The organism is Sphingomonas sp., from assembly GCF_023266535.1.
Taxonomy (GTDB): domain Bacteria; phylum Pseudomonadota; class Alphaproteobacteria; order Sphingomonadales; family Sphingomonadaceae; genus Sphingomicrobium.
In genome coordinates this window covers 13648-39718 of sequence record NZ_JAHFPY010000016.1, presented here as the reverse complement: position 1 = coordinate 39718, position 26071 = coordinate 13648, and the positions used below count along the sequence as shown (strand labels likewise).

The 26071-nt window shown below is 64.5% G+C and carries 26 protein-coding genes and 1 tRNA gene; 19 read left to right on the top strand and 8 right to left on the bottom strand.

The genetic code is table 11. The features are described 5' to 3' along the window. The 3 genes from Q0C64_RS04055 to folP form a co-directional block, all read left to right on the top strand. Window positions 1-396, top strand: a 396-nt coding sequence (locus Q0C64_RS04055) for a ribonuclease HII (protein WP_294121006.1), incomplete at its 5' end; no start/stop codon positions are given. Window positions 397-717: 321 nt separating this feature from the next. Next, entirely contained in the window at window positions 718-1848 is a 1131-nt protein-coding gene (locus tag Q0C64_RS04050; protein WP_294121008.1) for a DNA methyltransferase, read from the top strand. 8 nt (window positions 1849-1856) lie between these two features. Then, entirely contained in the window at window positions 1857-2927 is a 1071-nt protein-coding gene (gene folP / locus Q0C64_RS04045) for a dihydropteroate synthase (protein WP_294121005.1), read from the top strand. A 2-nt stretch (window positions 2928-2929) separates the two neighbouring features. Here folP and Q0C64_RS04040 read toward each other — a convergent pair whose 3' ends face one another. Together Q0C64_RS04040 and Q0C64_RS04035 are read right to left on the bottom strand one after the other, a co-directional pair. Then, on the bottom strand, window positions 2930-4102 hold the full coding sequence (locus tag Q0C64_RS04040; protein ID WP_294121003.1) for a M23 family metallopeptidase: 1173 nt from the start codon (window positions 4100-4102) through the stop codon (window positions 2930-2932). 88 nt (window positions 4103-4190) lie between these two features. Then, window positions 4191-5630, bottom strand: a complete 1440-nt coding sequence (locus Q0C64_RS04035) for a sigma-54 dependent transcriptional regulator (RefSeq protein WP_294121001.1) — start codon at window positions 5628-5630, stop codon at window positions 4191-4193. A 135-nt stretch (window positions 5631-5765) separates the two neighbouring features. Here Q0C64_RS04035 and Q0C64_RS04030 point away from each other — a divergent pair, with 135 nt between their 5' ends. Next, window positions 5766-5915 carry an aa3-type cytochrome c oxidase subunit IV gene (locus Q0C64_RS04030; protein WP_294121000.1) on the top strand — a complete coding sequence of 50 codons (150 nt, stop codon included), beginning with the start codon at window positions 5766-5768 and terminating at the stop codon, window positions 5913-5915. Window positions 5916-5924: 9 nt separating this feature from the next. After that, window positions 5925-7055 carry an NAD(P) transhydrogenase subunit alpha gene (locus Q0C64_RS04025; protein ID WP_294120999.1) on the top strand — a complete coding sequence of 377 codons (1131 nt, stop codon included), beginning with the start codon at window positions 5925-5927 and terminating at the stop codon, window positions 7053-7055. A gap of 462 nt (window positions 7056-7517) precedes the next feature. Here Q0C64_RS04025 and Q0C64_RS04020 read toward each other — a convergent pair whose 3' ends face one another. Then, window positions 7518-9809, bottom strand: a complete 2292-nt coding sequence (locus Q0C64_RS04020; RefSeq protein WP_294120998.1) for an EAL domain-containing protein — start codon at window positions 9807-9809, stop codon at window positions 7518-7520. 168 nt (window positions 9810-9977) lie between these two features. Between Q0C64_RS04020 and Q0C64_RS04015 the strand changes: the two genes are divergently transcribed. The 6 genes from Q0C64_RS04015 to apaG all read left to right on the top strand — a co-directional run bounded on the left by Q0C64_RS04015 (window position 9978) and on the right by apaG (window position 15711). Then, entirely contained in the window at window positions 9978-10268 is a 291-nt protein-coding gene (locus Q0C64_RS04015; RefSeq protein ID WP_294120996.1) for an NAD(P) transhydrogenase subunit alpha, read from the top strand. Further along, the gene (locus Q0C64_RS04010) at window positions 10261-11733 is read left to right on the top strand and encodes an NAD(P)(+) transhydrogenase (Re/Si-specific) subunit beta (protein ID WP_294120994.1); all 1473 of its coding nucleotides are present in this window, start codon (window positions 10261-10263) and stop codon (window positions 11731-11733) included. The genes Q0C64_RS04015 and Q0C64_RS04010 overlap by 8 nt, the downstream gene beginning before the upstream one ends. 118 nt (window positions 11734-11851) lie before the next feature. Beyond that, window positions 11852-12568: an amino acid racemase gene (locus Q0C64_RS04005; protein ID WP_294120992.1), complete on the top strand. Its 717-nt coding sequence runs from the start codon at window positions 11852-11854 to the stop codon at window positions 12566-12568. A 32-nt stretch (window positions 12569-12600) separates the two neighbouring features. After that, complete coding sequence (gene uvrC / locus Q0C64_RS04000) at window positions 12601-14547, top strand: excinuclease ABC subunit UvrC (protein ID WP_294120991.1); 1947 nt, start codon at window positions 12601-12603, stop codon at window positions 14545-14547. Beyond that, entirely contained in the window at window positions 14547-15284 is a 738-nt protein-coding gene (gene recO, locus Q0C64_RS03995) for a DNA repair protein RecO (RefSeq protein ID WP_294120990.1), read from the top strand. The genes uvrC and recO overlap by 1 nt, the downstream gene beginning before the upstream one ends. 10 nt (window positions 15285-15294) lie before the next feature. Next, window positions 15295-15711 (top strand): Co2+/Mg2+ efflux protein ApaG, encoded by a 417-nt coding sequence (gene apaG, locus Q0C64_RS03990; RefSeq protein ID WP_294120989.1) that lies wholly within the window; start codon window positions 15295-15297, stop codon window positions 15709-15711. On the opposite strand, the gene surE is transcribed toward apaG, so the two are convergent. Next, the gene (surE, locus tag Q0C64_RS03985) at window positions 15621-16322 is read right to left on the bottom strand and encodes a 5'/3'-nucleotidase SurE (RefSeq protein WP_294120988.1); all 702 of its coding nucleotides are present in this window, start codon (window positions 16320-16322) and stop codon (window positions 15621-15623) included. The two genes, apaG and surE, sit on opposite strands and share 91 nt — an antisense overlap. Window positions 16323-16663: 341 nt before the next feature. On the opposite strand from surE, the gene dksA reads away from it, so the two are divergent. Beyond that, a complete protein-coding gene (gene dksA, locus Q0C64_RS03980; RefSeq protein WP_294121007.1) occupies window positions 16664-17029 on the top strand; it encodes an RNA polymerase-binding protein DksA in 366 nt (121 codons plus the stop codon). Between the two features lie 70 nt (window positions 17030-17099). On the opposite strand, the gene Q0C64_RS03975 is transcribed toward dksA, so the two are convergent. Beyond that, window positions 17100-17255 (bottom strand): YdcH family protein, encoded by a 156-nt coding sequence (locus tag Q0C64_RS03975; protein ID WP_294120987.1) that lies wholly within the window; start codon window positions 17253-17255, stop codon window positions 17100-17102. 163 nt (window positions 17256-17418) lie between these two features. Between Q0C64_RS03975 and Q0C64_RS03970 the strand changes: the two genes are divergently transcribed. From Q0C64_RS03970 to Q0C64_RS03955, 4 genes are all read left to right on the top strand, one after another. Then, complete coding sequence (locus Q0C64_RS03970; RefSeq protein WP_294120986.1) at window positions 17419-17616, top strand: DUF465 domain-containing protein; 198 nt, start codon at window positions 17419-17421, stop codon at window positions 17614-17616. Between the two features lie 102 nt (window positions 17617-17718). After that, the gene (locus Q0C64_RS03965; RefSeq protein WP_294120985.1) at window positions 17719-18210 is read left to right on the top strand and encodes a DUF1465 family protein; all 492 of its coding nucleotides are present in this window, start codon (window positions 17719-17721) and stop codon (window positions 18208-18210) included. Between the two features lie 17 nt (window positions 18211-18227). Next, complete coding sequence (locus Q0C64_RS03960; protein WP_294120984.1) at window positions 18228-19373, top strand: iron-containing alcohol dehydrogenase; 1146 nt, start codon at window positions 18228-18230, stop codon at window positions 19371-19373. Then, window positions 19370-19801, top strand: a complete 432-nt coding sequence (locus Q0C64_RS03955) for a thioesterase family protein (protein ID WP_294120983.1) — start codon at window positions 19370-19372, stop codon at window positions 19799-19801. The genes Q0C64_RS03960 and Q0C64_RS03955 overlap by 4 nt, the downstream gene beginning before the upstream one ends. On the opposite strand, the gene Q0C64_RS03950 is transcribed toward Q0C64_RS03955, so the two are convergent. Then, a complete protein-coding gene (locus tag Q0C64_RS03950) occupies window positions 19798-20751 on the bottom strand; it encodes a nitronate monooxygenase family protein (RefSeq protein WP_294120982.1) in 954 nt (317 codons plus the stop codon). The two genes, Q0C64_RS03955 and Q0C64_RS03950, sit on opposite strands and share 4 nt — an antisense overlap. Continuing rightward, window positions 20751-21752 (bottom strand): GDP-mannose 4,6-dehydratase, encoded by a 1002-nt coding sequence (locus Q0C64_RS03945; protein WP_294120981.1) that lies wholly within the window; start codon window positions 21750-21752, stop codon window positions 20751-20753. Before Q0C64_RS03945 ends, Q0C64_RS03950 begins: the two co-directional genes overlap by 1 nt. A gap of 92 nt (window positions 21753-21844) precedes the next feature. Between Q0C64_RS03945 and acs the strand changes: the two genes are divergently transcribed. From acs to Q0C64_RS03930, 3 genes are all read left to right on the top strand, one after another. Beyond that, window positions 21845-23797, top strand: a complete 1953-nt coding sequence (gene acs / locus Q0C64_RS03940; RefSeq protein WP_294120980.1) for an acetate--CoA ligase — start codon at window positions 21845-21847, stop codon at window positions 23795-23797. A 12-nt stretch (window positions 23798-23809) separates the two neighbouring features. Further along, on the top strand, window positions 23810-24820 hold the full coding sequence (gene galE / locus Q0C64_RS03935) for a UDP-glucose 4-epimerase GalE (protein WP_294120979.1): 1011 nt from the start codon (window positions 23810-23812) through the stop codon (window positions 24818-24820). Between the two features lie 104 nt (window positions 24821-24924). Then, complete coding sequence (locus Q0C64_RS03930) at window positions 24925-25938, top strand: alcohol dehydrogenase catalytic domain-containing protein (RefSeq protein WP_294120977.1); 1014 nt, start codon at window positions 24925-24927, stop codon at window positions 25936-25938. A 37-nt stretch (window positions 25939-25975) separates the two neighbouring features. On the opposite strand, the gene Q0C64_RS03925 is transcribed toward Q0C64_RS03930, so the two are convergent. Continuing rightward, a tRNA-Lys gene (locus Q0C64_RS03925) sits at window positions 25976-26051 on the bottom strand. Between the last annotated feature and the right edge of the window lie 20 nt (window positions 26052-26071).

The window sequence follows — 26071 nt, the reverse complement described above, 5'->3', positions numbered from 1 at the left end:
CTGTGCACAGTCGAGGAGATCGATCACATCAACATTTACTGGGCGCGGATGCTGGCAATGACCCGCGCGGTCGAGGCGCTGGGCTTCGAGCCGGCCTGGATCCTGGTCGACGGCAACGCCACTCCGCGCTGGCAGCGGCCGTCCAAGGCGATCGTTTCGGGCGATGCCAAATGCCGCTCGATCGCCGCCGCCTCGATTGTCGCCAAGGTCACGCGCGACCGGATCATGGCCGATTATGCCCGCGACTATCCCGGCTATGGCTGGGAAACCAACCGCGGCTACCCGACACCAGAGCATATTCGTGCGATCGATGCGCTTGGTATCACGCCGCACCACCGGCGCACTTTCTCCAAGGTCCGCGACCAGCTCGAGCAGATGGTGCCCTTGCCGTTCTAGTCCTCCCTGAGCTTGCTCGGGGAGGGGGACCACTCAGCGAAGCTGAGTGGTGGAGGGGCCCCTCCGTCAGCCGCTGCGCGGCTGCCACCTCGCCCAGACAAGCTGGGGGAGGATTAATTCGGGCCAGAGTCTTTCGAGCCACACCACTAGGGATTGAGTCCGCCGAATCCTCTTGGACTCAATATGTTGTGTCCGACTCTTCAGCGGATTCCTTTTGTTCTCATTGTCTTGAAATCCGGTCCGGTTGGCCGTGGGTTGACCGCGAGTCCGGCATGACTCATCGGGGTTGTCCACCAATCGGGGACGGCCTGTTCGATGACCATGATCCTGCCGGAAACGGAGAGCCTTGGGCGTTCGCGCCCGCGCACCAGTCCTCGGGCCAAGGACTTGCCGCTCGACACCATATTGGAAGGCGACTGCATCGTCGAAATGGCGCGACTGCCCGACAGGTCGGTCGACATGATCTTCGCCGACCCGCCCTATAACCTGCAACTCGGCGGCGACCTGTTCCGGCCCGAGGGCGGCAAGGTCGACGCCTGCGACGACGATTGGGACAAGTTCGACAGCCTCGCCGTCTATGACGACTTCACCCGCGAGTGGCTGGCCGAGGCGCGCCGGGTCCTGAAGGACGACGGCACGATCTGGGTGATCGGCAGCTACCACAATATCTACCGCGTCGGCTCGCTGCTGCAGGACGCGGACTTTTGGATCCTGAACGATATCGTCTGGCGCAAAGCCAATCCGATGCCCAATTTCCGTGGCACGCGCTTCACCAACGCGCACGAGACGCTGCTGTGGTGCGCCAAGGACGAGAAGGCGCGCTACACCTTCAACTATCGCGCAATGAAGGCGCTCAACGACGATCTGCAGATGCGCTCGGACTGGGTGCTGCCGATCTGCGCCGGCGCCGAGCGGGTCAAGGACGATGCCGGTGACAAGGCCCATCCGACGCAGAAGCCCGAGGCATTGCTCTACCGGATCCTGCTGGCCTGTACCAAGCCGGGCGATGTGGTGCTCGACCCCTTCTTCGGCACCGGCACGACCGGCGCGGTGGCGCGTCGCCTGGGCCGCAAATGGATCGGGATCGAGCGCGAGCGCAGCTATGTGAAGGTCGCGCGGCAGCGGATCGACGCGACCCTGCCGCTCGATGAAAGCGCCATGACGGTCATGGCCGACAAGCGCAGCCAGCCGCGCATCGCCTTCGGCCTGCTGGTCGAAAGCGCGGTGGTCCCGGCGGGTTCGTTGCTGACCGATGCCAAGCGGCGCTGGTCGGCGAACGTCAACGCCGACGGCTCGATCGCCTGCGACGGCCATGCCGGTTCGATCCACAAGGTCGGGGCCGCGCTGCAGGGCGCGCCGTCGTGCAACGGTTGGACCTTCTGGCACATCGAACTGGACGGTAAGCTGCAGCCGATCGATGCGTTGCGGCAGCGGCACCTGTCGGCGCTATAAAGCCAAGCATGCGCACCCTCATCCGGCCCACGGGCTTCGTCGATTCGCCATTTGGCCATGACGGCAAGGTGGCGCGCCTTGCCGGCGGGCTGAACTGGTTCGGCCTGGCCGAGCTGATCAAGGTCGAGGGCGACAAGCGCGTTTCGAGCGAGATCGTCCCGGTCCAAGGGATCGAATCCCGGCTCGACGATGCGATGGCGGCGGATTGGAGGCGGATCACGGGGGCACGCGCACCGCTCCAGCTGGGCGAGCGGATCGTCCATCTCGACCAGCCGCAGGTGATGGGCATCGTCAACGCCACGCCCGACAGCTTTTCCGACGGCGGGTCCTATGCCGACTCAGCGGCCGCAGCCGAGGCTGGAGCGCAGATGGCGGCGGCGGGCGCGGCGATCATCGATGTCGGCGGCGAATCCACCCGGCCCGGCGCGGCGACAGTATGGGAAGGCGACGAGATCGAGCGGGTGCTGCCGGTCGTCCAGCGGCTGGCGGCGGGTGGCAACGCGGTGTCGATCGACACCCGCAAGTCGAGCGTGATGAGCGCCGCGATCGGGGCGGGGGCGAAGCTGGTCAACGACGTGTCGGCACTGACCTGGGACGAGCAATCGGCCGGCGTCGTCGCCAAGGCCGGCGTGCCGGTGGTGTTGATGCATCACCAGGGCGACCCGCAAACGATGCAGAAGGACCCGCGCTACGACGATGTGCTGGTCGAGGTTTTTCTGTGGCTGGAAGAGCGGATCGAGGCGGCGGAGATGGCCGGAATCGCCCGCGACAAAATCCTCGTCGATCCGGGCATCGGCTTCGGCAAGTCGGTCGCGCATAACCTCGAGCTGATCAACGGGCTGGCGCTGCTCCACGGGCTGGGTTGCCTGATTGTGTTCGGCGCGAGCCGCAAGCGGATGATCGGCGCGTTGGCCAATGAAGCACCAGCGGATGCGCGGCTGCCGGGCAGCCTGGCGCTGGCGCTGAAGGCGGTCGAGCAGGGAGCGCAAATTATCCGGGTTCACGATGTCCCTGAGACGGTCCAGGCGCTGAAGATCTGGCGCGGCCTCCGGGACGCCGCGCTGACACCGCGCGCCTAAGCCTATTTGGCAATGACGATGTCGCCGGCTTCGATGGTGCGCGGGGCATCGGCATAGGGCAATTCGACATTGGTGAACGCCGGAGGAATTCCCGCGCAGTGTAATGTGCTGGGCGCGTCGCAGAGATGGAAATGGAGATGCGGCTCGGTTGAATTCCCCGAGCCGCCAAGCCATCCTATCTGTGTGCCGGCAGCGACTTTTTGGCCAACGTGGACCAGCGGGGCCCCCGTCTTCAGATGGGCATAGACCGAATATTCGCCATTCCCATGGTCGATCAGGACCGAATTTCCGACGAGTGCATGATCGCCTTTTTGCAGCAGGGCCTGCTGGATTTGGCCGGAACGCTCACCATAGGCTTCAAGGCTTTCATCCGGCCGGCGAAGGACAGCAGGGTCCTCGGGCTGGTCTGAAACGACCTCGCGGACCGTGCCATCAGCCACCGCCAGGACTGGCGCGCCATAGGCATAATAGTCCTGGAATCGCTCGCCCTTGTTTTTGTAGCTCAAATTGCCGGCGCCAAGCCTGACAATGTCGTAGGCAAAGGCCTCGGGAAGCGCCCAGCGGTGCGCGCCGTGGGGGGTCCCGGCGACCGCGACAAACCAGGTCCCGGTAAGCGGAAAGCGCATTGATGTCTTTGCGCCAGCGGTGTCGATCGGCACCAACAGGCTGGAGCTCTCTGGCTTGCCGTCTCTCAGGGCAGTGATCCGAATGCGGAGCGCGTCCCGGCTTCCCCGCCAGGCAAATGTCTCGTTCGGGACCAAAATCGAGGTTCCGGATGCCATGCTGGTGGTGGCTGACAGCTTGGGGTTGGCGCCCAGCAAGCCTCCGTCACAGAATTGTGAAGGAAACAGCTGCAGCAGGCCATTCTGGACTGCCGATCCCGCTTTGGCTCGTGCGGCCAGCTCCTGGCCTGATAGCCGCCGTGTGTCGACCACGGCGCCATTGGCCATCAGCTCAAATTCGACAGCGGTGATCTCGGTCGAACCGTCCCCGCCGTTACGAATGGCGACGTTGGGAACCAGCAGCGACTGGAAGCGTGTTCCGGGTCCAAGCGCAAAGGCATGCAGGGATTTCGATGGGCAGGTCGCGACTGAAAGCGGCGCGTCGGCGGCATGTGCAGACGTCGAAATTGCAAGAGGTGCCAGCACGAAAGTGCCGGCGTGGCAGCGTGGCATGGCGATATTCTCCGGGGCCGCATTTGGCCATAATCATAGCTCGCGGAAGATCGCGGAGACCTACCATACACCCGATCGGCCGAAATTGTTACGCTGCGGTGTCGATCCCGAGCTCGCCGAGCTTGCGGTAAAGGGTCGAGCGGCCGATGCCGAGGCGGCGGGCGACTTCGGTCATGCGGCCGCGATAATGGCCGATGGCGAGGCGGATGATGTCGGCCTCGATCTCCTCCAGCGTGCGGAGGTGGCCGTCCTGGCGGTAGAGCGTAACTTGCGGCGCGCCGGCCATGGCGGCGTCGGTCGAGACCTTGCCGATATCGGGCGAAACGTCGCTGCGGCGACCGGAGAAGCGCGACTGGATCGCGATGTGCGGGAAATCGTCGGCGGTCAGCGAGTTGCCGTCACTGCCGAGCGCGGCGCGAAAGAGGACGCCGGCCAGCTGGCGGACATTGCCCGGCCAGCCATAGCGCATCAGTACCGCCAGCGCGTCGTTGCCGATCGACAGCGGGCGCATGCCCGGTTCGTCGGCGAAGCGGGTCAGTAGGTGGCGAACCAGTGCCGGGATGTCGCCGCTGCGGTCGCGAAGCGGCGGAATGGTGACGGTGGTCGCGGAAATCCGCTCGGCGAGGCCGGCATGAAAATCCTCCGGCAGCGGGCGGCTCGAGGTGGCGATCAGCCTGACGTCGACCGAATTGGAACCGTTGCAGCCAACCGGGCGAACTTCGCCGGTGGCGAGCACGCGGTCGAGCCGGGCCTGGGTCTCGGCAGGCAGGGCGCTGACCTCGTCGAGCAGCAAGGTGCCGCCGTCGGCGTCGACCATCCGGCCGATCCGCTCGGCGAAGGCACCGGGGAAGGCGCCCGGCACATGGCCGAACAATTCGCTGTCGATGATGTTGGCTGCGACCGACTTGCAGTCGAGCTGGACCAGCGGGCCGCGAGCGCGAAGGCTGGCGTGGTGGATGGCGCGGGCAAAGGTTTCCTTGCCGCTGCCCGGTTCGCCGACGATCAGGATCGGCAAGCGGTTGCGGGCACCTTTGGCAGCGACGGCAAGGGCCGAGCGGAAATCGGGCGCGGCGCCGACTAGCTGGTCGAGCATCAGGTCCGGCGCGATTTTTTCCGATAGCGGCGCCAGCTCGCCGGTCGCGCGGCGGCGATCGGCATGGGCAGTCAGTGCTTCGAGCAACCGCTCCGGCGCAATTGGCTTGGCGAGATAGTCGGAAGCACCGGCGCGCATCGCTTCGACCGCCAGCGCGACCGAACCGCCATCGGCGAGGACGATGACCGGCAGATTCGGGCGGCACTTGCGCAAGGCCGTGATCAGGTCCGGCCCGGTCTCGGCGATCCAGCTCGACAAGAGAGCGGCGCGGACCTCGCGGCCATGCGGACCCTGCAGCAGGCCGACCGCGGTCTCCTCGTCGGCGGCGCCGACAATGCTCCAGCCGGCGCGCGAGGCGACAGCCGACAACTGCCGGCGCTCCTGGGCGTCGGCATCAACCAGCAATAGCGAGCGGAGTGCCACTTCTTCGCGCATGCGGTGCTTGTAGCGGAAAGGAGTAAATCTCTGCTTAAGGCCCGCCCTCAATTTGGGCGGCAAAAAGGCGCTTGGGCCAAGGCGGATGGCTTGTTAAGACCGCGGACAACCGAACAGCTTCGAGGGAAAGCAGATATGGCCGACGACAAGGTCCACCCGACCGCCACCGAAATGGATTACCCCGCCCACTTCCGGAATTACGACGGCTTCACGAGGCTGTTCAAATATGGCGCGGTCGCTGCCTTCGTCATCGCGATGGTCGTGATGTACGTGATCTATAACTAGGTTGACCGCTTGAAGATCGCGGTCCTGAAGGAAGGCGAGGGCGAGACCCGCGTCGCCGCCATCCCGGAAACGGTGAAGAAATTCGCTGGCCTCGGGGCAACGATCGCGGTCGAAACGGGAGCGGGCGACAAGGCCTCGATTGGCAACGCCGAGTTTGAAGCGGCTGGCGCCAGCATCGGCTCGCGCGCAGAGGCGCTCAAGGACGCCGACATCATCCTCACGGTGACCGGCCCGGATCCGGTCACGCTGACCGGTGCGAAGAAGGGTGCGCTGCTGATCGGCGCGCTGGACCCAGCCAGGCGGGGCAAGGACATCGACGCCTATGCCAAGGCCGGCCTTGAGGCGCTGGCGATGGAGTGGATGCCGCGCATCACCCGCGCCCAGTCGATGGATATCCTTTCGTCCCAGTCCAATCTCGCCGGCTACAAGGCTGTGGTCGATGCGGCGTCGGTTTTCGGCCGCGCCTATCCGATGATGATGACCGCCGCCGGCACGGTTCATCCGGCCAAGGCGTTCGTGATGGGCGTTGGCGTGGCGGGGCTGCAGGCGATCGCCACAGCGCGGCGCCTCGGCGCGCAGGTGAGCGCGACCGACGTCCGTTCGGCGACCAGGGAACAGATCCAGTCGCTCGGCGCCAAGCCGATCTTCGTCGAGGGAGTTGCCGGGATCGAGGGCGAGGGGAAGGGCGGCTACGCCAGCGAGACCAGCGCCGAATATCAGGCGGCACAGGCCGAGCTAGTGTCGGGCCATATCGCCAAGCAGGATATCGTCATAACCACCGCGCTCATTCCCGGGCGCCCGGCGCCGCGGCTGATCAGCGACGCGCAACTGGCGACGATGCGTCCGGGCAGCGTGATCGTCGACTTGGCGGCGGAGGCCGGCGGCAATGTCGAAGGCTGCGTTGCCGGCGAAACGGTCGAGCGGCACGGCGTGAAGATCATCGGCGCGGTGCAGCTATCCCGAACACTGGCGGCCGACGCTTCGGCGTTGTTCGCCCGCAACCTGGCCAATTTCCTGACCGCATTCTGGGACCAGGAAAAGGGCGCGGCGATCTTGCCCGATGACGACGAGATCGTCGCCGCCATCCGCCTGACCAAAGGCGGCAAACTGGTTAACGAACGGCTCAAACCGGCCCAATAGCGACTCGGCCAACTTATCCACAACTGAGAGATGGGAAGCGCGCTACTCCAGCGCGCGAAGGAGCAACTCTATTTCGCTTGCTCCAAACGCAGAAAGACGATCCACGCCGAGCCGTAGATCGTCAATTTTCCGCGAAAATCCGGCCTAAATGGCCGGAATTCGTTCAGCCGGTGCCGCCGGCGCCACTCCAGCCCTGGCCGAACAGCCACGACCAAAGGCCACGCGTCGAGCTCGCCTTTTTGTACTTCATGATCGTCCCCTGTGCTCACAATGCGACTCATGCCGCAGGAAGGGACATTAACCTTAATCGAAATGGTTAGCAACGAATTAACCATTTTAGCGCGTCGGACCTATCCGGGAGCCAAGTAATGGCACCGATTGACTTGCGGATTGGGCGGAAGACGCGGGCTTAAACTAAGCGCACGAGGATGATTAGCGGCAGCTATTAACCTTTGTCGTCGGTTAGGCGGCGCGACGCTTGCGCTCGCCCATCAAACGCTTCGCCAGGTCATTGAGGCTGCACGGCCGTCCGACGACGAAGCCCTGGGCGATCTCGCACTTCATGGCCACCAGCATGTCGAGGATCTCGCGGCTCTCGACTCCCTCGGCGACGACGGTGCGGCCGAGCGAATGGGCAAGGGCGATGGTCGACTGGACCATCACCAGGTCGCTGCGATGATCGCGCATCGATTTGACGAAGCTCTGGTCAATCTTGATTTCGCCGGCCGGGATTTTCTTGAGATATTCGAGCGTCGACAGGCCGGTGCCATAATCGTCGATCGAGATTCTCACGCCGAGATCGCGCAGTCCGAACAGGGGGCCGATGTCGGCGCCGGTGGCCAGGGCCGCGGTTTCGGTCAACTCCAGCGTCAGCCGGGCCGGATCGAGACCATGCTTGTCGAGGACCTTGCGGACCCGCGAGGGCAGCGCCTTGTCGCCGAGCATCCGCGCCGACAGGTTCACGGCCATGTCGAATTGACCATGGTCGCGATTGATGGTGGCCGCGGCTTCGATCGCGCGGTCGAGCACGAACATCGTCAGTTTCTCGATGCGGTCGCTCTGCTCGGCGGCGGCAATGAACTCGGACGGGCTGATCGGGCCCTTTTCAGGGTGCGTCCAGCGGGCCAACGCTTCTGCTCCGCGAATGCGGTTGGTACGAAGATCCAGCTGCGGCTGGAACGCGACCCAGACCTGGCCATGATCGATGGCCTCGTCGAGCTGGCTGAGGAGCGACAGGCGCCATTCGGCGTCCTGCAGGCGGGCGGGGTCGTGATATTTCCAGCGCAGGCCTTCGGCGGTGGCCTCGTCCGCGGCGACCAGCGCGCTGCCGAGGCGATTGGAGATCGACCGGCCGCTGCCGATTTCGACGCCGAAGCTGATGGCGATATCGAAATGCTTGCCGTCGATCTTGGCCGGGCTGCGGAACAGGGCATGCAGCGCCTCGACATGGTGGCCGATCGCGGTGCCGGCGGGTACGGTCCACGCGAAAATGCCTTCATCACCCTGGTAGACGGTCGATACTTCCGAGCCGACCTTCAATCGCGAGACGATCTGCTCGGTCAGTGAGCGCTCATGGGCGACCGACAGGGTCGAGACGATCTGGGCATAGTTGATCACGCGCGCGACGATCAGCGGCCGGTCGTTCTCGTGGCCGGCGCGGCGCAAGGCGTTGAGATTGGGCAGGCCGCTGACCGTATTGGTCAGGCCGCGGCGCTTCATGTTCTGCATGGTGATGCCGGTCGTCACCCACAGGATGACGAACAATCCGGCGGTCACGTCAGCGAAAACCTGGGCCCGCTCGAGCAGCAGCGGCGCACCGAGCAGGAGCATAGCGCCACCACCCAACAGGCCTACCTGCCCACGCAGCTTGCGCTTGATTGCCATCGTCACAGCCAAGCAGGCGATCAGGAAGGCGGGAATCCAGCCGAGGTCGATCGGCGAGCCCGCTTTGAGCGTCTCGGCGCCGATGATGTGCAGGTAGACGCCGCTGGCCTTGCCCCAGCCGGGCAGCATGAACTGGTCGCCCAGCCGCTCGGCGTCGGTCCCAACAATGACCGTCTTGCCCTTCAGCTGGGCCTTGCCGACCCGGCCGTCGATGACGTCGGCGGCGCTGTAGACCGGGATCGAAGCAGGATCGAAGGCGTAATTGACTCGGAAATCGGCATCGCTGCTCATATTGCGGTCGGCCAGGATGCTGGCCAGCGAGGGTATCACTGTCTCGCCGCGGCGGGTGCCGCGCGGCAGGAACCAGGCCTCGTTGGCGTAATTATAGTGAAGCGTGATGGTGCCGATGCCGGCGTGCTTCAAAAACTCTGGAAGCGGATGGACGTCCTCAATCTTGCCTTCCTGCGCGCCGGCGCGGGGGAGGTAGGCGAGAATCACATTGTTGCTGTGGCTGATCGTTTGGGCCAGCTGCCGGTCAAGCGCCGGGTCGGTCCGTTCCGACAATAGAATGTCATGGACCTGCTGCTGCGGCTCGGCCTTGTCGAGCGCTTCGATCAGCTGCGCATAGCGGCTGCGCGGCCAGGGCCAGCGGCCGACTTCCTTGACCGATTTCTCGTCGATCCCGACCAGCACGATCCGGCCGCTGACCGGGCGCTCGTTGAGATGATTGCGGACGACGCGCAGGCGATCCTCGGGATATTCACCGGCCGCGACCAGCCCGAACAGCAGGCCGAGCACCATCGCCCAGGCAAGCATCCTCGTGGGGCGCTTGGCCCCGGGTTCGCGGTTGCGGCGGAACGGCCATTTCATGGCGCGAACTTCTTCCTTCTTCGTCCTTGCAGGCCATGCAGGGAAAAAGGTTAAAAAATCGGAAACCTCGTTAAGTTAATAGCAAGATTTGCGGTAGGCCGCGCTCGCCCTCGACAAGCCGGTGCCGCCTTGCCACAAGATCGGCACTCGAATGCGGGGAGGCCTCTCTTGGACTTCATTTCCGTCCTGTCGATCTTCGTGTTGGCATGCTTCGTCGGCTATTATGTCGTCTGGTCGGTCACCCCGGCGCTGCACACGCCGTTGATGAGCGTGACCAATGCGGTCAGCTCGGTGATTGTCGTCGGCGCGCTGATCGCGGCGGCGGCGGCGGGCAGCGTCCAGTCGAAATGGTTGGGCCTGGTCGCGGTGGCGCTGGCCAGCGTGAACATCTTCGGCGGCTTCGCCGTCACCTACCGCATGTTGGCGATGTACAAGAAGCGGGAGCGTCGCGATGCATGAGGCCACGGCGGTCCCGAGCTGGGTGCTCCTCGCTTACCTGATTTCCGGCATATGCTTCATCCTGGCACTGCGCGGCCTGTCGAGCCCCGACAGCAGCCGGCGCGGCAATCTGATCGGCATGGCTGGCATGGCGATCGCCGTGGTGACGACGCTGATCGTTCATGCGCCTCTTGGTGGTCTCAGTGGCGCGCACGCGCCGGCCATTTCGTTCCAGGGAGATTTCATTGATCTCGTCACGGCTGGCGAAATCCTGATAGCCATCGCAATTGGTGGCGGCATCGGCTTGGTCACCGCACGCCGCATCCAGATGACGGCCATGCCGCAACTAGTGGCGGCATTTCACTCGCTGGTCGGCATGGCGGCGGTGCTGGTTGGCGCAGCCGCATTCCTCAATCCATCCGCCTTCGGCATCGTCGATACGTCGGGGGCGATTCTTGGGGTCAGCCGGATCGAGATGGGCCTCGGTGTGGCTATCGGCGCGATCACCTTCTCCGGCTCGGTGATCGCCTTCCTCAAGTTAAACGGCAATATGAGCGGCAAGCCGATCCTGCTGCCGCTGCGGCACTGGATCAACCTGGCGGTCGGCCTGGCGATTATCTTCTTCCTCTATGGCTTCTACGACAGCCAGAGCCCGATCGACTTCTGGACGCTTTGCGCGCTGAGCTTCGCCATCGGCTTCCTGCTGATCGTGCCGATCGGCGGGGCGGACATGCCGGTCGTGATCTCGATGCTCAACAGCTATTCCGGCTGGGCCGCGGCGGCGATGGGCTTCACGCTGCACAATACGGCGATGATCATCACCGGCGCGCTGGTCGGCTCGTCGGGCGCAATCCTCAGCTACATCATGTGCCGGGCGATGAACCGCAGCTTCATCTCGGTCATCGCCGGTGGGTTCGGCGCGGTTGAATCGAGCGGCGAGGCGGCGGCGATCGACCGGGCCTACAAGCGCGGATCGGCCGAGGACGCCGCCTTCCTGATGAAGCAGGCCGACAAGGTGATCATCGTTCCCGGCTACGGCATGGCCGTCAGCCAGGCGCAGCATGTGCTGCGCGAGATGGCCGACCTACTGAAGAAGGAGGGTGTCGAGGTCAAATATGCCATCCACCCGGTGGCGGGCCGGATGCCGGGGCACATGAACGTGCTGCTGGCCGAGGCCAATGTCCCCTATGACGAAGTGTTCGAGCTGGAGGACATCAATAGCGAATTCGCCACCGCCGACGTCGCCTTCGTGATCGGCGCCAATGACGTCACCAATCCGGCCGCCAAGACCGACAAGAGCTCGCCGATATACGGCATGCCGGTACTCGACGTGGAAAAGGCTCGGACCGTCTTGTTCGTGAAAAGGTCGATGGGCGGCGTGGGTTACGCCGGCGTCGATAATGAGCTTTTCTATCGCGACAATACGATGATGCTCCTCGCCGATGCCAAGAAGATGGTCGAGGAGATCGTTAAGTCACTGGGTTAGTCCGGGGGACTAGCTGGGTTTGGCGACAAATCGCTGGGATACTCCAGCGGCGATAGACGTTTCTGGGTTTAAGCCCCCAGCCGGACTCGCCGGTCGGGGAGTTGGGGAGGTAGGGGCGTTGAGGAAACTGGGCATCATCGGTGGTATGAGCTGGTCGTCGACCGCGCTTTACTACGAACATATCAATCGTGGGATTTCTCAGCGGCTGGGCGGCCTGCACAGCGCCGAGCTGGCGATCGAGAGCGTCGATTTCGGTCCGATCGCGGCCATGGAGCTGGCCGGCAATTGGGACGGAATCGCCAAGATTACCGTCGACGCGGCCAGACGGCTCGAAGCAAGCGGGGCGGAAGGCATCGTCATCGCCTGTAACACGGTTCACAAAAGCTATGACGCCGTGGCCGCCAACGTCGGCATACCGGTGTTGCACATCGCCGATGCCGCCGCGGATCGGCTCGTCGCCGACGGCCGCACGCGCGTGGCCCTGCTCGGCTCACGCTTCACAATGACCGAGAGCTTCGTCCGCGAGCGGATCGAGCGGCGCGGGATCACCCTGGCGCCGATCGACAATGGGTGGATGAACGAAGTCGACCGGATCATTTTCGAAGAGCTGGCCGCGGGGCGTGTCGTGCGGGAAAGCCAGCGCAAGCTCAAGACGCTGATCACCGAGCTGGGTAAGCAGAAGGTCCAGGCGGTGGTGCTTGGTTGCACGGAATTGGTGCTGGCGGTCGACGCCCGCGCCAATGTGCTGCCGGTCTATGACACGACCGCGATCCATGCCCGCAAGGCGGTTGAATGGATGCTCGAGGAGCAGGAAGCGGCGCGGGCCGCCGCCTAGCGCCTAGCCGTACTCTCTCCTACATCTGCGTTATGGATCGAACGCCTGCCGGCCGGCCCGATCTTCCGGGCTCGGGCGACCGCTTCAATGAGGAAAGGGCAACCTACGCGCTGCGTGGGGACGGCGCGCCTGACCTTGAGGCGGGGGTGAAGGCGATCCGCAACGTGTTGAAGACGTTGCCGGCGCGGCCGGGAGTTTACCGGATGCTCGATGCCCGCGGCGACGTGCTTTACGTCGGCAAGGCGCGGGTGCTGAAGAACCGGGTGACCAATTACACCCAGGTCGCGAAGCTGCCCAAGCGCCTGCAACGGATGGTCGCGCAGACGCGCGACATGACGATCGTCACCACCCGGACCGAGGCCGAGGCGCTGCTGCTCGAGGCACAGCTGATCAAGCGGTTCCGGCCGGCCTTCAATGTGTTGCTGCGTGACGACAAGAGCTTCCCCTTCATCCTGCTGCGCGAAGATCATCCCTTCCCGCAGGTCCGCAAGCATCGCGGCGCGCGGCGCGCCAAGGGGCAGTATTTCGGGCCTTTCGCCAGTGCCGGATCGGTCACCAGCACGCTTAACGCGTTGCAGAAGCTATTCCTGCTAAGAAGTTGTTCCGACAGTTTTTTCTCAAACCGGACGCGGCCCTGCCTGCTGTACCAGATCCGGCGTTGCTCGGCGCCCTGCGTCGGCCGGATCAGCGATGCGGATTATGCCGACCTGGTCGACGATGCGAAGCAGTTCCTGGCCGGGAAATCGACCGGGGTGCAGGCGCGGCTCGGCAAGCAAATGGCCGAGGCGGCGGAAAAACGGGATTTTGAGCTGGCCGCCGTCTATCGCGACCGGCTTCGCGCCCTGACCTACGTCCAGGGCAGCCAGACGGTGCATGCCGAGGGGCTGGGTGACGGCGACATATTCGCGCTGGCCTCCAAGGCCGGGCAAATATGCATCCAGGCCTTCTTCATACGCGGCGGGCAGAACTGGGGGCATCGCAGCTTTTTCCCTGCCCACACGGCTGACGTCCCCGAGGATGAAGTGCTGGCCGGCTTCCTGATGCAATTTTACGAGGAAGTGCCGCCGCCGAAGCGGATCTTGGTCGACCGCCGGCTGGGCGAAAGCGAATTGATCGCCGAGGCACTTTCCGAGCGAGCGGAGCGCAAGGTAGAGATCAGCCAGCCGCAACGGGGTGACCGCCGCAAGCTGATCGACCAGGCCCGGCGCAACGCGGAGGAAGCGCTCGACCGGCGAATGGCGGAATCGACCACCCAGGGCAAACTGCTGCAGGAGATGGCGGAAGTGTTCGAATTGCCCGAGCCGCCGCAGCGGATCGAGGTTTATGATAACAGTCATATCATGGGCACCAACGCCACCGGCGCGATGATCGTCGCCGGGCCGGAAGGCTTCCGCAAGAACGCCTATCGCAAGTTCAACATCAAGTCGGGCGTCACGCCGGGCGACGATTTCGGCATGATGCGCGAGGTGCTCGAACGGCGCTTTGCCCGGCTGGAGAAAGAGGATCCGGATCGCTCGGGCGGCGAATGGCCCGACCTGCTACTGATCGACGGCGGCAAGGGGCAGCTCAATGCTGTGCTCGAGATCATGGAAGAGCAAGGGGTCAGCGATGTACCCGTTGTCGGCGTTGCCAAAGGACCGCACCACGGACGGGAAGGACGAGAAGTATTTCACCTGCCGGGCGGGCGCGAACTTACCCTGCCGGTGAATTCACCGCTCCTGTTTCTCATCCAGCGGTTGCGCGACGAGGCCCACCGCTTCGCCATCGGCACCCACCGGCAGAAGCGGGCCAAGAGCCTGACCACCTCGACCCTCAACGAGGTTCCCGGCATCGGACCCAATCGTAAGCGCGCACTGCTGATGCATTTCGGCACAGCCCGGGCGGTCAAAAGCGCGGCACTCGACGATCTTGAGCGGGCGCCCGGGATCAGCAAGGCGATGGCCCGCCAAATCTACGATTATTTCCATCCGCGCGGCTGATGAGACTTACCACCCTCGCCATTGTTGTCGCGCTTCGCCCGCATGGCGAACATGGTGCGGTAATCCGGCTGATGACGCCGGACCATGGGCTGCAAGCAGCCTATGTTCGTGGGGCAAGGGGCAGGCGGTTGAGGCCGGTGCTGATGCCCGGAAACCAGGTCGAAGCGCTCCTGTCGGCGCGCACCGAGACTCAGCTGGCGCAGGCGAGCGTCGAGTTGGTCCATAGCCGCGGGCCACTACTGCAAGAACCGCTCCCGGCCGCCGCAATCGACTGGGCCTGTGCGCTGACCGCGACTGCCTTGCCCGAGGGCCAACCTTATCCGCGGCTTTATGAGGCGCTCGATGGCCTGGTTAGCGCGATCGAGGCGGCGCCATCGGCCAGCGGCTGGGGCGCTGCGCTGGTCCGTTACGAACTGCTGTTGCTCGCTGAGTTGGGCTTCGGCCTCGACCTCGAGAAATGCGCAGTATCAGGCGCCAACGACGAACTCGTCGCGGTCAGCCCACGCTCGGGCCGGGCGGTCAGCGCAGCCGAGGCGGAACCTTATGCAGGCAAGCTGCTCAAGCTCCCCCGTTTCGTAATGGAAGGCGGTTCAGCGAGCTGGCCCGAAATATTGGAGGGACTGCAGCTGACCGGCCATTTCCTGTTGCGCGACGTGATCACCGACAGGTCGGCCCCGGTCGGCGAAGCGCGGGTCCGGCTCGTTGAGCGCTTGCGCAGGGCCGCTGGACAAGCTTAGCGTCTTAACCATGGTCGACACCCTCGCGCTGCTGTTCCCCCATGTTGCGGTCAGCGGCGCGCTAACGGTGCGGGTCGCCGTCAGCTACCTGCCGGAGCAATCGGCGCCCGACCAAAGCCGCTGGTTCTGGTCCTATCACATCCGGATCGAGAATGACGGCGATGGGACCGTCCAGCTGCTCGAGCGTTATTGGAAGATCGTCGACGGCCACGGCAATACGCACGAGGTTCGCGGGCAGGGCGTGGTCGGCGAAATGCCGGTCGTCACCCCCGGCGACAGTTACGACTATGTGTCCGGCTGTCCGCTCGATACGCCGGCCGGCGCCATGAGCGGACATTATATCTTCGTCGATGAAGAAGGTGACCGCATTACCGCGGAAATACCGGAGTTCGCGCTGCTGTCGCCGCTCGAACCTGGCGTCCAATAGCGATACCCGCGTGGGTCGGTTCGCTCGACAATCCTCAGGCGGCCATAGTCGCGAATGCCCTGGCGGCAGACGCGAATGCCCTTGATGGCGTCGGGGGCGAGTGCCGGGAAGTTGACATTGACCAGGGTTCCCGGAGTGAACGGCGCTTCCAGCAACGGCTTCAGCACGCGCTCCGCCCAGGCTTCGGCGGCGGCGAAGGGGACCGTGTCGCCCATGCCTTCCTTGGCATAGACCTGGCTCAAGGCCACCGACCTTACCCCGGCCAGCGCGCCTTCCATTGCGGCCGATACGGTGCCCGAATAGGTGACGTCTTCGGCCAGGTTGGCGCCGCGATTGATGCCCGACAGGATCAGGTCGGGCGGGCTGTCCTTCATGATGTGCGCCAGCGCCATCATCACCGCATCGGTTGGCGTCCCCCTGACCGCGAACTTCTTGTCGCCCAGCTTGCGCAAGCGGATCGGGCGCGTGAGGGTCAGTGAATGGCCGGCGCCGGACTGCTCTTCTGCCGGGGCGACGGCCCAGACGTCGTCAGACAAATTCGATGCAATCGACTCGAGCAAGGCAAAGCCGGGAGCATGGATGCCGTCGTCGTTGGTGAGGAGAATACGCACGGCTCCGCTATGCGGATTGTGCTGCCTTGAAACAACCACCTGCGTTTTCCCGGCAACAATCCACAGTTAAGTTGGTTATCGGCCAGTCAGTTCTTGTTAAGGAGCCCTGCCTTAACTATGAGCGCGATGGGGATGCCGGCATGACCGATTTAAGTATCGGGAATGCCTCGGGTATTTGCCTCCGGCCGCAACCGTTGGCCCGGTCGCGGAAGCGGCAGGCGCTTGTGTCGGGGAGGGTGTTGATGGCTACCGCTTTGGTGGACCTGTACGGTACAGGTTCCGAACAATTCGACCAACTTGTGCTTCCGGACGGTTACCGTCCAACCGATAGCGAAGAGTTCATGTGCGTCGAGCAGCGGGCCTATTTCCTCCGCAAGCTCCGCGACTGGAAAGAATCCATCGTCGAGGAGAGCCGCGCGACCATGGCGCAGCTGCAAGTCGACTCCCTGCGCGAACCCGATATTGCCGACCGTGCGTCGAGCGAGACCGACTGGTCGATCGAGCTTCGTACCCGCGACCGGCAGCGCAAGCTGATCGCCAAGATCGATTCCGCCGTCCGCCGGCTTTACGATGGCGAATATGGCTATTGCGAAGTCACCGGCGAGCCGATTTCGCTGGCCCGGCTCGAAGCCCGTCCGATCGCGACCATGACCCTGGAGGCCCAGGAGAAGCACGAGCGGATCGAGCGCGTCTCAAGGGACGACTGAAGCTTTCAAGAACCAATAAAAAAGGCCGGCTGCTCGATGGAGCGCCGGCCTTTTTTCTGGCTTACGATAGCTAGTGTCCGACTAGCTCATCCTTCAGCCTAAGCTTTTCTTTCTTCAATCGCGTCAACAGGTCGATGTCCGGGTGCGGTCGGTGCTCTTCGGCGTCGATGATTGCATGAAGAGCAGCGTGTTTAGATGCGATCGCCTCGGCATGAGCCTTGTCCATCGGTCAATTTCCTTTCGTTGGCTGACGCGTGACAGTTCAGTGAATTAATCACGAATTGATCCATTTGTCGCTAGCAAATTGAACGGCTTGGCCGGTTCGCCTTGCGGCTCGCCGACGATCCGCCCGCGTGACGATTGCCCCGCCATGTAGTAGGGTAAAGCCCATGAACGACGATGATCCGCGCGAGGTCTTGGCCTTGCTGAAGGCCGAGCATCGTCGCCTCGATCAGGAAATCGAATTGCTCGCCCAGACCGGCAATTGCGACCAGCTGGAGCTGGCCCGGATGAAGAAGCGCAAGCTGACGCTCAAGGACGAGATCCAACAGCTCGCCAACCGGATTATTCCCGACATCATTGCCTGACTTCGGCTGTCCGAGGCCGGGACAGATGATTTCCCGGCGATTGCCGTTTTTGTCAGTCAGGCGTTTTCTCTCGCCCGCTCCCATGGCAACATCGGCGGAATCATGAACGAATCGAATGACGACAGGACTCAGGAAGCGCGGATTACGCCGCGGCTGATCGACTCGCTCTACACCGAGTCGATGATCCTGGCTGACGAGGCCCGGGCTTATTTCGACGAGGCCGGCCGCGACGACCGGCAAAGCCTCGAACCCTTCGCGCGGGTCGGCTTCGCCTGCGAGTCGCTGAAAGTCACCACGCGGATCATGCATATCGTCGCCTGGCTGCTGACCCAGCGCGCGGTCGAAAGCGGCGAGATCCACTCGAAAGACGGGCGGCGTCCGGAGCGGCGCCTTGGCCACGCCAATGACAGCGATCCGCTGGTCGTCGAACAATTGCCCGAAGCGGCGCAACGGCTAATCAACGCCAGCGCCGACCTCTACTCGCGCGTCCAGCGGCTCGACGAAGGACAAATGCTGGACGAGCCGGTGCCAAGCCCGGCGCGCGCCCTGATGGGCCGGCTCGAACGCGACTTCATCTGGAACCGCAACGGCTGAGCGGTTACGCTCGGCCAATGCAGCCCTTCACCTTCAATCCCGGACCCCGACTGATCAGCGGTAACGGCGCGGCCGTGCGCCTTGCTGATGTCCTGCCCGATGGGCCTTGCCTGTTCGTCACCGACCACGACGTGTTGCGGCTTGGCCTGACCGACGCGTGCCGCGAAGCGCTGCAGGCTGGCGAGCGCGAGGTCGTCCTGTTCGACGCCGTCGAGGCCGATCCATCGAAGGAAACGCTACTCGCCGCGGTCGAGCTCGGGCGGCGTCATGACGTCACCCATGTCGTCGGCTTTGGCGGCGGAAGCCCGATGGATGTCGCCAAGCTGGCCGCCTATCTGCTCGGTTCGGGCGACAATCTCGACGACGTGTGGGGCGTCGACATCGCCAGGGGGCAGCGGCTCCCGCTGGCGCTGGTCCCGACCACGGCGGGCACGGGCAGCGAGGCGACTCCGATTTCGGTCATCACTTGTGAGGGTGGCACCAAGCTGGCGGTCAACTCGCGTCCGTTGATTGCCGACTATGCGGTGCTCGATCCGTCGCTGACCCTTGGATTGCCGGCGCATGTCACCGCGGCGACCGGGATCGACGCGATCGTCCATGCGGTCGAGGCCTATACCTCGGCCCGCCTCAAGAATCCGCTATCCGATGCTTTGGCAAGGGAAGCGCTGCGATTGCTTGCGAACGATTTGCTCAAAGCCATTGAAGAACCGGCCAATATTGAAGCGCGTTCGGCCATGCTGCTCGGCGCTCACCTGGCCGGCCTGGCCTTTTCCAATGCGCCGGTCGCCGGTGTCCACGCGCTGGCCTATCCGCTCGGCGGACTGCACCATTTGCCGCACGGCCTCAGCAATGCGCTGATGCTGCGGGTGGTCTTGCAACACAACAGCGAGGCAGCGCGCGAACTTTACGCCGAGCTCGCCCCGATCCTTGTGCCGGAATGCGAAGGGCAGGGGAGCCAGGCGCGCTGTGCCGCCTTGATCGACCGGCTCGATGGGCTGGTCGCCGCCAGCGGTCTCAAGCCGCGCCTGCGCGACCATGGGATCGGCGAGGGCGACATCCCCACTCTCGCCCGCGAAGCGATGAAGCAGACTCGCCTGCTGGTGAACAATCCTGCGCCCATTGAGGAAGAGGATGCGCGGCGCCTTTATGAGGCTGCCTGGTGAGCCGTCCCGACCGCCGAAAGCGGGACGCCTATCGCTGGTTCATGACGATCGCCATGCGCTGGGCGGACAATGACGCTTACGGACACGTCAACAACACCGTCTATTACGAATGGTTCGACACCGCCGTGAACGCCTGGCTGGTCCAAACGGGTCTGCTGGATATCGAACAGGGCGATCCTATCGGCCTGGTCGTCGAAACCGGCTGCTCCTACTTCGCGCCGCTGAGCTTTCCCGGTGATGTCGAGGTTGGAATTTCAGTCGAGCGCCTTGGCTTGTCCAGCGTCACCTATCGCATCGGCGTCTTCGGAAAAGATTCGGTCGAACCGAGCGCGCAGGGTCATTTCACCCATGTCTATGTGGGGCGCGACAATCGCCGTCCGGTGCCGCTAGTGCCCGACTGGCGGTCAAAGCTGCAAGAATTGGCCTAGAGCGCGAGCCGCTTTCTGGCCTCGGCATATTCCTTGACCAGTCGTGCGACCAGTTCGCCGGCTGGCGAGACCTTGTCGAGCACCCCGATACCCTGACCGGAGCCCCAAATGTCGCGCCAGGCCTTGGCGCCGGTCGCCGACTGGAAGTTCATCGCTTCGGGGCCGGCTTCCGGCAGATTGTCGGGATCGAGACCCGCAGCGACGATCGACCCCCGAAGGTAATTGCCGTGTATGCCGGTGAACAGGTTGGAATAGACGATGTCGGCCGCCCGGCCTTCGACGATCCCGGCCTTGTAGCTGTCCATTGCCCGAGCCTCGTTCGTGGCGATGAACGGCGAGCCGATATAGGCAAAGTCGGCGCCCATCGCCTGCGCGGCCAAAACTGCGCCGCCGGTGGCGATCGCGCCGCTCAGCGCCAGCGGCCCGTCGAACCACTGCCGGATTTCCTGGACCAGCGCGAACGGTGACAGCCGGCCGGCATGACCGCCGGCGCCCCAGGCGACGGCGATGAGCCCATCCGCGCCCTTTTCGATCGCCTTCCTGGCGTAACGGTCGTCGATAATGTCGTGGAGGGTAATGCCACCCCAGCCGTGCACCGCGTCGTTGAGTTCGGTCCGCGCGCCCAGCGAGGTGATGACGATCGGCACCTTCCACTTGGCGCAGGTCATCATGTCCTCTTCGAACCGGTCATTCGAGCGGTGGACGATCTGGTTGACCGCGAACGGCGCCGACGGCGCATCCGGATGGTCCCGGTCATGCGCGGCCAATTCCTCGGTGATCTGGTGGATCCATTCGTCCAGCTGGCTCTGCGGCCGCGCGTTGAGCGAAGGGAAACTGCCGACGATCCCGGCCTTGCACTGGGCGATGACCAGGTCGGGGTTGGAGACGATGAACAGGGGCGCACCGATGACGGGGATGCGCAGGCGGTCGAAAATGGCGGGAACGGGCATCAGTCGATCCTGTGATATTGCTTAAACCAGTCGACGAAGCGGGGAACGCCCTCGTCGATGCTCGTACTCGGCTCGAAGCCATGGTCGCGCTGGATGGCGCTAATGTCGGCATAGGTATCCTGGACGTCGCCGGGCTGCATCGGCTGGAAGTCATAGGCCGCGGTTCGGCCGGTGGCCTGCTCCAGCAGCCCGACCATCCGCATCAGCTCCTCGGAGCGGTGGTTGCCGATATTGTAGAGCGCATGCGGGCTGCGGCTGCCGCCGGCCTTCTCCTCGCCATCGTCGGCCGGAGGTCCGTCGAGGCAGGCCAGCACTCCCTTCACGATGTCGTCGACATAGGTAAAGTCGCGGCGCATGTTCCCGCTATTGAAGACGGTCAGCGGCCGTCCTTCGTAAAGCGCCTTGGTGAAGATCCACATCGCCATGTCGGGCCGGCCCCACGGCCCATAGACGGTGAAGAAGCGCAGCCCGGTCATCGGCACACGGAACAGATGGGCGTAGCTCTCGCTCATCAGCTCGTCGGATTTCTTGGTCGCGGCATAGAGCGAGACCGGCTGGTCGACCCGCTCCTCGACACGGAAGGGCAGCACTTTGTTGCCACCATAGACCGATGACGAGCTGGCGTAGACGAAATGCTCGACCTCGCGGTGCCGTGCAAGCTCAAGCATGTTGATCTGCCCCATCAGGTTGGAGCGGACATAGGCCTGGGGGTTGACCAGCGAGTAGCGCACCCCCGCCTGGGCGCCCAGGTGAATGATGCGCTTGAACCGGTGCGGTGCAGCGAACGCCTCCAGCTCCCGCTGGTCGCCGAAATCGACCTGTTCGAAGCTGAAGGCATTGCCATGGGCCGCCGCCAGCCGGTCGAGCCGCGCGCGCTTCAGCGCCGGGTCGTAATAATCGTTGATATTATCGATGCCGATGACCTGCTCGCCGCGGTCGAGCAGCGCCATCGCGACGGACGAGCCGATAAAGCCGGCGACACCGGTAACGAGCAAGGTCATGGCGCGGTGCTAGCCGAGCTATTCGCGCCGCGCGAGGGGCTTTGCACGGACGCTACGGCAGCCTAACTGCATTGGGCGAAGGAGAGGCTGGCATGACCGACGCCCTGTACCCGGTGCTCTCGGAATGGGCCGAAAAGGCGCTGATCGACGCCAACCGCTATGCCGAAATGTACCGCGAGTCGGTCGAGTCCCCCGACAGTTTCTGGCGGCGCGAGGCGCAGCGGATCGACTGGATCAGGCCGTTCACCACGGTCAAGGAAACCAGCTTCCACGAAGACGACTTCGGCATCAAATGGTTCGCGGACGGCACGCTCAATCTCTCGGTCAATTGCCTCGACCGGCATCTCGCCGAACGGGGCGACGTCACCGCGATCATCTGGGAGCCGGACGATCCGGCCGCCCAGGGTCGCTCGATCAGCTACCGCGAGCTGCACGGCATGGTGTGCCGCTTCGCCAATGTCCTGAAGGCGATGGACGTCTCGCGCGGCGACCGGGTCACGATCTACATGCCGATGGTGCCCGAAGCGGCGGTGGCGATGCTCGCCTGTGCCCGGATCGGCGCCATCCACTCGGTCGTGTTCGGTGGCTTCTCGCCCGAGGCGCTGGAAGACCGCATCAAGGATTGCGACAGCCGTATCGTCATCACCGCCGACGAAGGCCTGCGCGGCGGCAAGGTGGTCCCGCTCAAGGCCAATGTCGACGCGGCGCTGGTCGACTGTCCCGAGGTCGATCGGGTGATCGTGTACAGGCACACGGGTGCCGCTATCGCCATGCAGAATGGCCGCGACCATATGTGGAGCGAGCTGGAACGCGGCGCTTCCGACGATTGCCCGCCCGAGGAAATGGGCGCCGAAGACCCCTTGTTCATTCTCTATACGTCGGGCTCGACCGGAAAGCCCAAGGGCGTGCTGCACACGACCGGCGGCTATGCCGTATGGGCGTCGATGACGCACCAATATGTGTTCGATTATCGCCCCGGGCAGATCTACTGGTGCGCCGCCGACATCGGCTGGGTCACCGGCCACACCTATATCGTCTATGCCCCGCTGGCCAACGGCGCGACCGAGGTAATGTTCGAGGGCGTGCCCAACTGGCCCGATCCCAGCCGCATCTGGCAGGTGGTCGACAAGCACCAGGTCGAGATCCTCTATACCGCCCCGACCGTACTCCGCGCGCTCGAGCGCGAAGGCGATGATTGGGTGCAAAGAACATCGCGCAACTCATTGAAACTGCTAGGAACGGTCGGCGAACCAATCAATCCGGAAGCGTGGGGCTGGTATCATGATGTGGTCGGCGAAGGCCGCTGCCCGATCGTCGATACCTGGTGGCAGACCGAGACCGGCGGGGCGATGATCACACCTATGCCCGGAGCGATCGCTACCAAGCCGGGCAGCGCCTGCCTGCCGATGTTCGGCATCAAGCCGGCGTTGGTCGACGAACGCGGCCAGTTCCTCGAGGGGGCGGCCAGCGGCGCGCTGGTCATCACCGACAGCTGGCCCGGGCAGATGCGCTCCGTCTGGGGCGACCATGGCCGCTTTTTCCAGACCTATTTCACCACCTTCCGCGGCCTCTATTTCACTGGCGACGGCTGCCGCCGTGACGAGGACGGCTATTACTGGATCACCGGCCGAATCGACGACGTGATCAATGTCTCGGGCCATCGCCTCGGCACCGCCGAGATCGAAAGCGCGCTGGTTTCGCACCATGAAGTCGCCGAGGCGGCGGTGGTCGGCATGCCTCACGAGATCAAGGGGCAGGGCATCTACGCCTATGTCACGCTCAATTCGAGCTGCGCGCCGGACGAGGCGCTGCGCAAGGAGCTGGTGCAATGGGTCCGCCATGAAATCGGCCCGATCGCCACGCCCGACGTGATCCAGTTCGCACCGGCGCTGCCCAAGACGCGGAGCGGCAAGATTATGCGCCGCATCCTGCGCAAGATTGCCGAGGGCGACATCGCGCACCTTGGCGATACCTCCACCCTGGCCGACCCGGCCGTGGTTGATCAGCTGGTCGCCAACCGGCCGGCTGTCGAGCCCGCGGATTAAGGGCCCGGCTGCTTGCGCATCCTGCTGACCGGCGGCTGCGGCTTCATCGGCTCGCACACCGCGCTCGCTTTGCTCGAGGCGGGGCACGAGCCGGTGCTGCTCGACAATTTCGACAACAGCCGGCGCTCGGTCGCCGGCCGCCTCGCCGCGATCGCCGGCCGCCCGCTGACCGTCATCGAAGGCGACGTCCGCGACACCGCGCTGGTCCGCGCCGCGCTCTCCGATCATCGCATCGACGCCGTGATCCACTTCGCCGGGCTCAAGGCGGTCGCCGAATCCGTCGCTCGCCCGCTCGATTATTACGCCAATAATGTCGGCGGCCTGCTCTCCCTCCTCGAAGCGATGGACGCCGCCGATGTCCGCACCATCGTCTTCTCCAGCAGCGCCACCGTCTATGGCGAGCCCCTTTGCCTGCCGATCGCCGAGGACCACCCCACCGGCGCCATCAATCCCTACGGCCAGGGCAAGCTCATCTGCGAGACCATCCTGACCGACCTCGCCCGCGCCGAACGGCCGTGGCGCGTCTCGATCCTGCGCTATTTCAACCCGGTCGGCGCCCATCCGTCGGGCCTGATCGGCGAGGAACCGACCGGCATGCCCAACAACCTCATGCCGCTGGTGATCCGCGCCGCCGGCGGGAAGCTCGACCTTCTGTCGATTTACGGCACCGACTATCCGACCGCCGACGGCACCGCCGTGCGCGACTACATCCATGTCGTCGACCTTGCCGAAGGCCATGTCGCGGCGCTGGAGGCGCTGGGCCGCGGCGAGCGGTTCGGCGTCTACAATCTGGGGACGGGGCAGGGCAGCAGCGTCAAGCAGCTGCTCGCCGCGTTCAACGGCGCGACCGGCGTCAACGTGCCTCAGGCTGCCGCCCCGCGGCGGCCCGGCGATGTTGCCGCGATCTACGCCTCGACCGACAAGGCCGGCCGCGAGCTGGGGTGGAAGGCCAAGCGCGGCCTCAACGAGATGTGCGCGGACAGCTGGCGCTTCGCGAAGAGGAATGACGGGGCGGAGGAGTAGCGGGCCGGACGGCGCCGCGGTGGACGCCTGGCATCTCATGCCCAAATTGCATGAGGCAAGAGTGGCGAATGGCCATAAAATGCGCCCCGGAAGCTGAGGAGACCATGCGCCAACTCACGCTCACGGATATCGGGTCGGTCGCCTGGGTCGAGGTTGCCGAGCCCGTACTCACTGGCGACGGCGCGGCGATCGTCCGGCCGGTGGCGGTCGCGGTCTGCGATTTTGACCGGGGCCTGGTCAGCGGGCGCTATACGGCGCTGCCTTATCCGATTGCGCTGGGCCATGAGATGGTCGCCGAAGTGGTCGAAGTCGGCAGCCAGGTGCGGACGATCGCGCCCGGCATGCAAATCGTCCTGCCGCTGCATATCTTCTGCGGCGCCTGTGCCAGCTGCGGGTCCGGCCTTACCAACAGCTGCCTGTCGCGGCCGCCCCTGTCGAACTATGGGCTAGGCTCCCGTGGCGGGGATTGGGGCGGCGGCATGTCGGACCTGCTCGCCGTTCCCTATGCCGACGCGATGGCCGTTCCGCTGCCGCCGGGGCTGGATAAAGTCGCCTGCGCGGCGGTTGGCTGCAACATGGTCGACCTTTATCGCACCATCGCGCCCTACCTCGCTGGCCGGCCGGATGCGGAGGTGCTGATCGTCGGCGGGCATGCGCACAATATGGCCCTCTACGGCGTCGCCGTGGCGCGCGCGCTCGGGGTGAGCAGCGTCAGCTTCATGGATGACCATCCCGAACGCCTGGCGGCGGCGGAGCAGCTCGGCGCGCGGCCGGTCCAGCTGGGCGACCGGAGCCGGCTTTATCCGATCGTCGTCGATTGCAGCGGCGACACGGAGCGCGTGGCGCTGGCCCTGTCGCTGGTCGGACCCGACGGCGTGTGCACTCCCGTCTGGCCCTATGTCGGGTCCGCCGATCTCCCGATCGGGGCGATGTTCCTGCGCAATGCGACGCTGGTCACGGGCCAGCCGCATGCCCGCGCACTGATGGAGCCGGTGCTCGACCTGATGCAGCGTACCGGGCTAAGCTCGCTGTTCATTCCGGTCGAAGTCCTTCGCTGGGGGGAGGCGCCCGAAAAATTCGGTGCTGGCGAAGTGAAGCGTATCTTCGTCCGCGACTGACCTTGGCCGGGCGGTCAGCTTGAAAGACTGAAAAGGGTGGTGGACGCACTAGGGCTCGAACCTAGGACCCGCTGATTAAGAGTCAGCTGCTCTACCAACTGAGCTATGCGTCCATGCCGTGGGGCAACGCGCG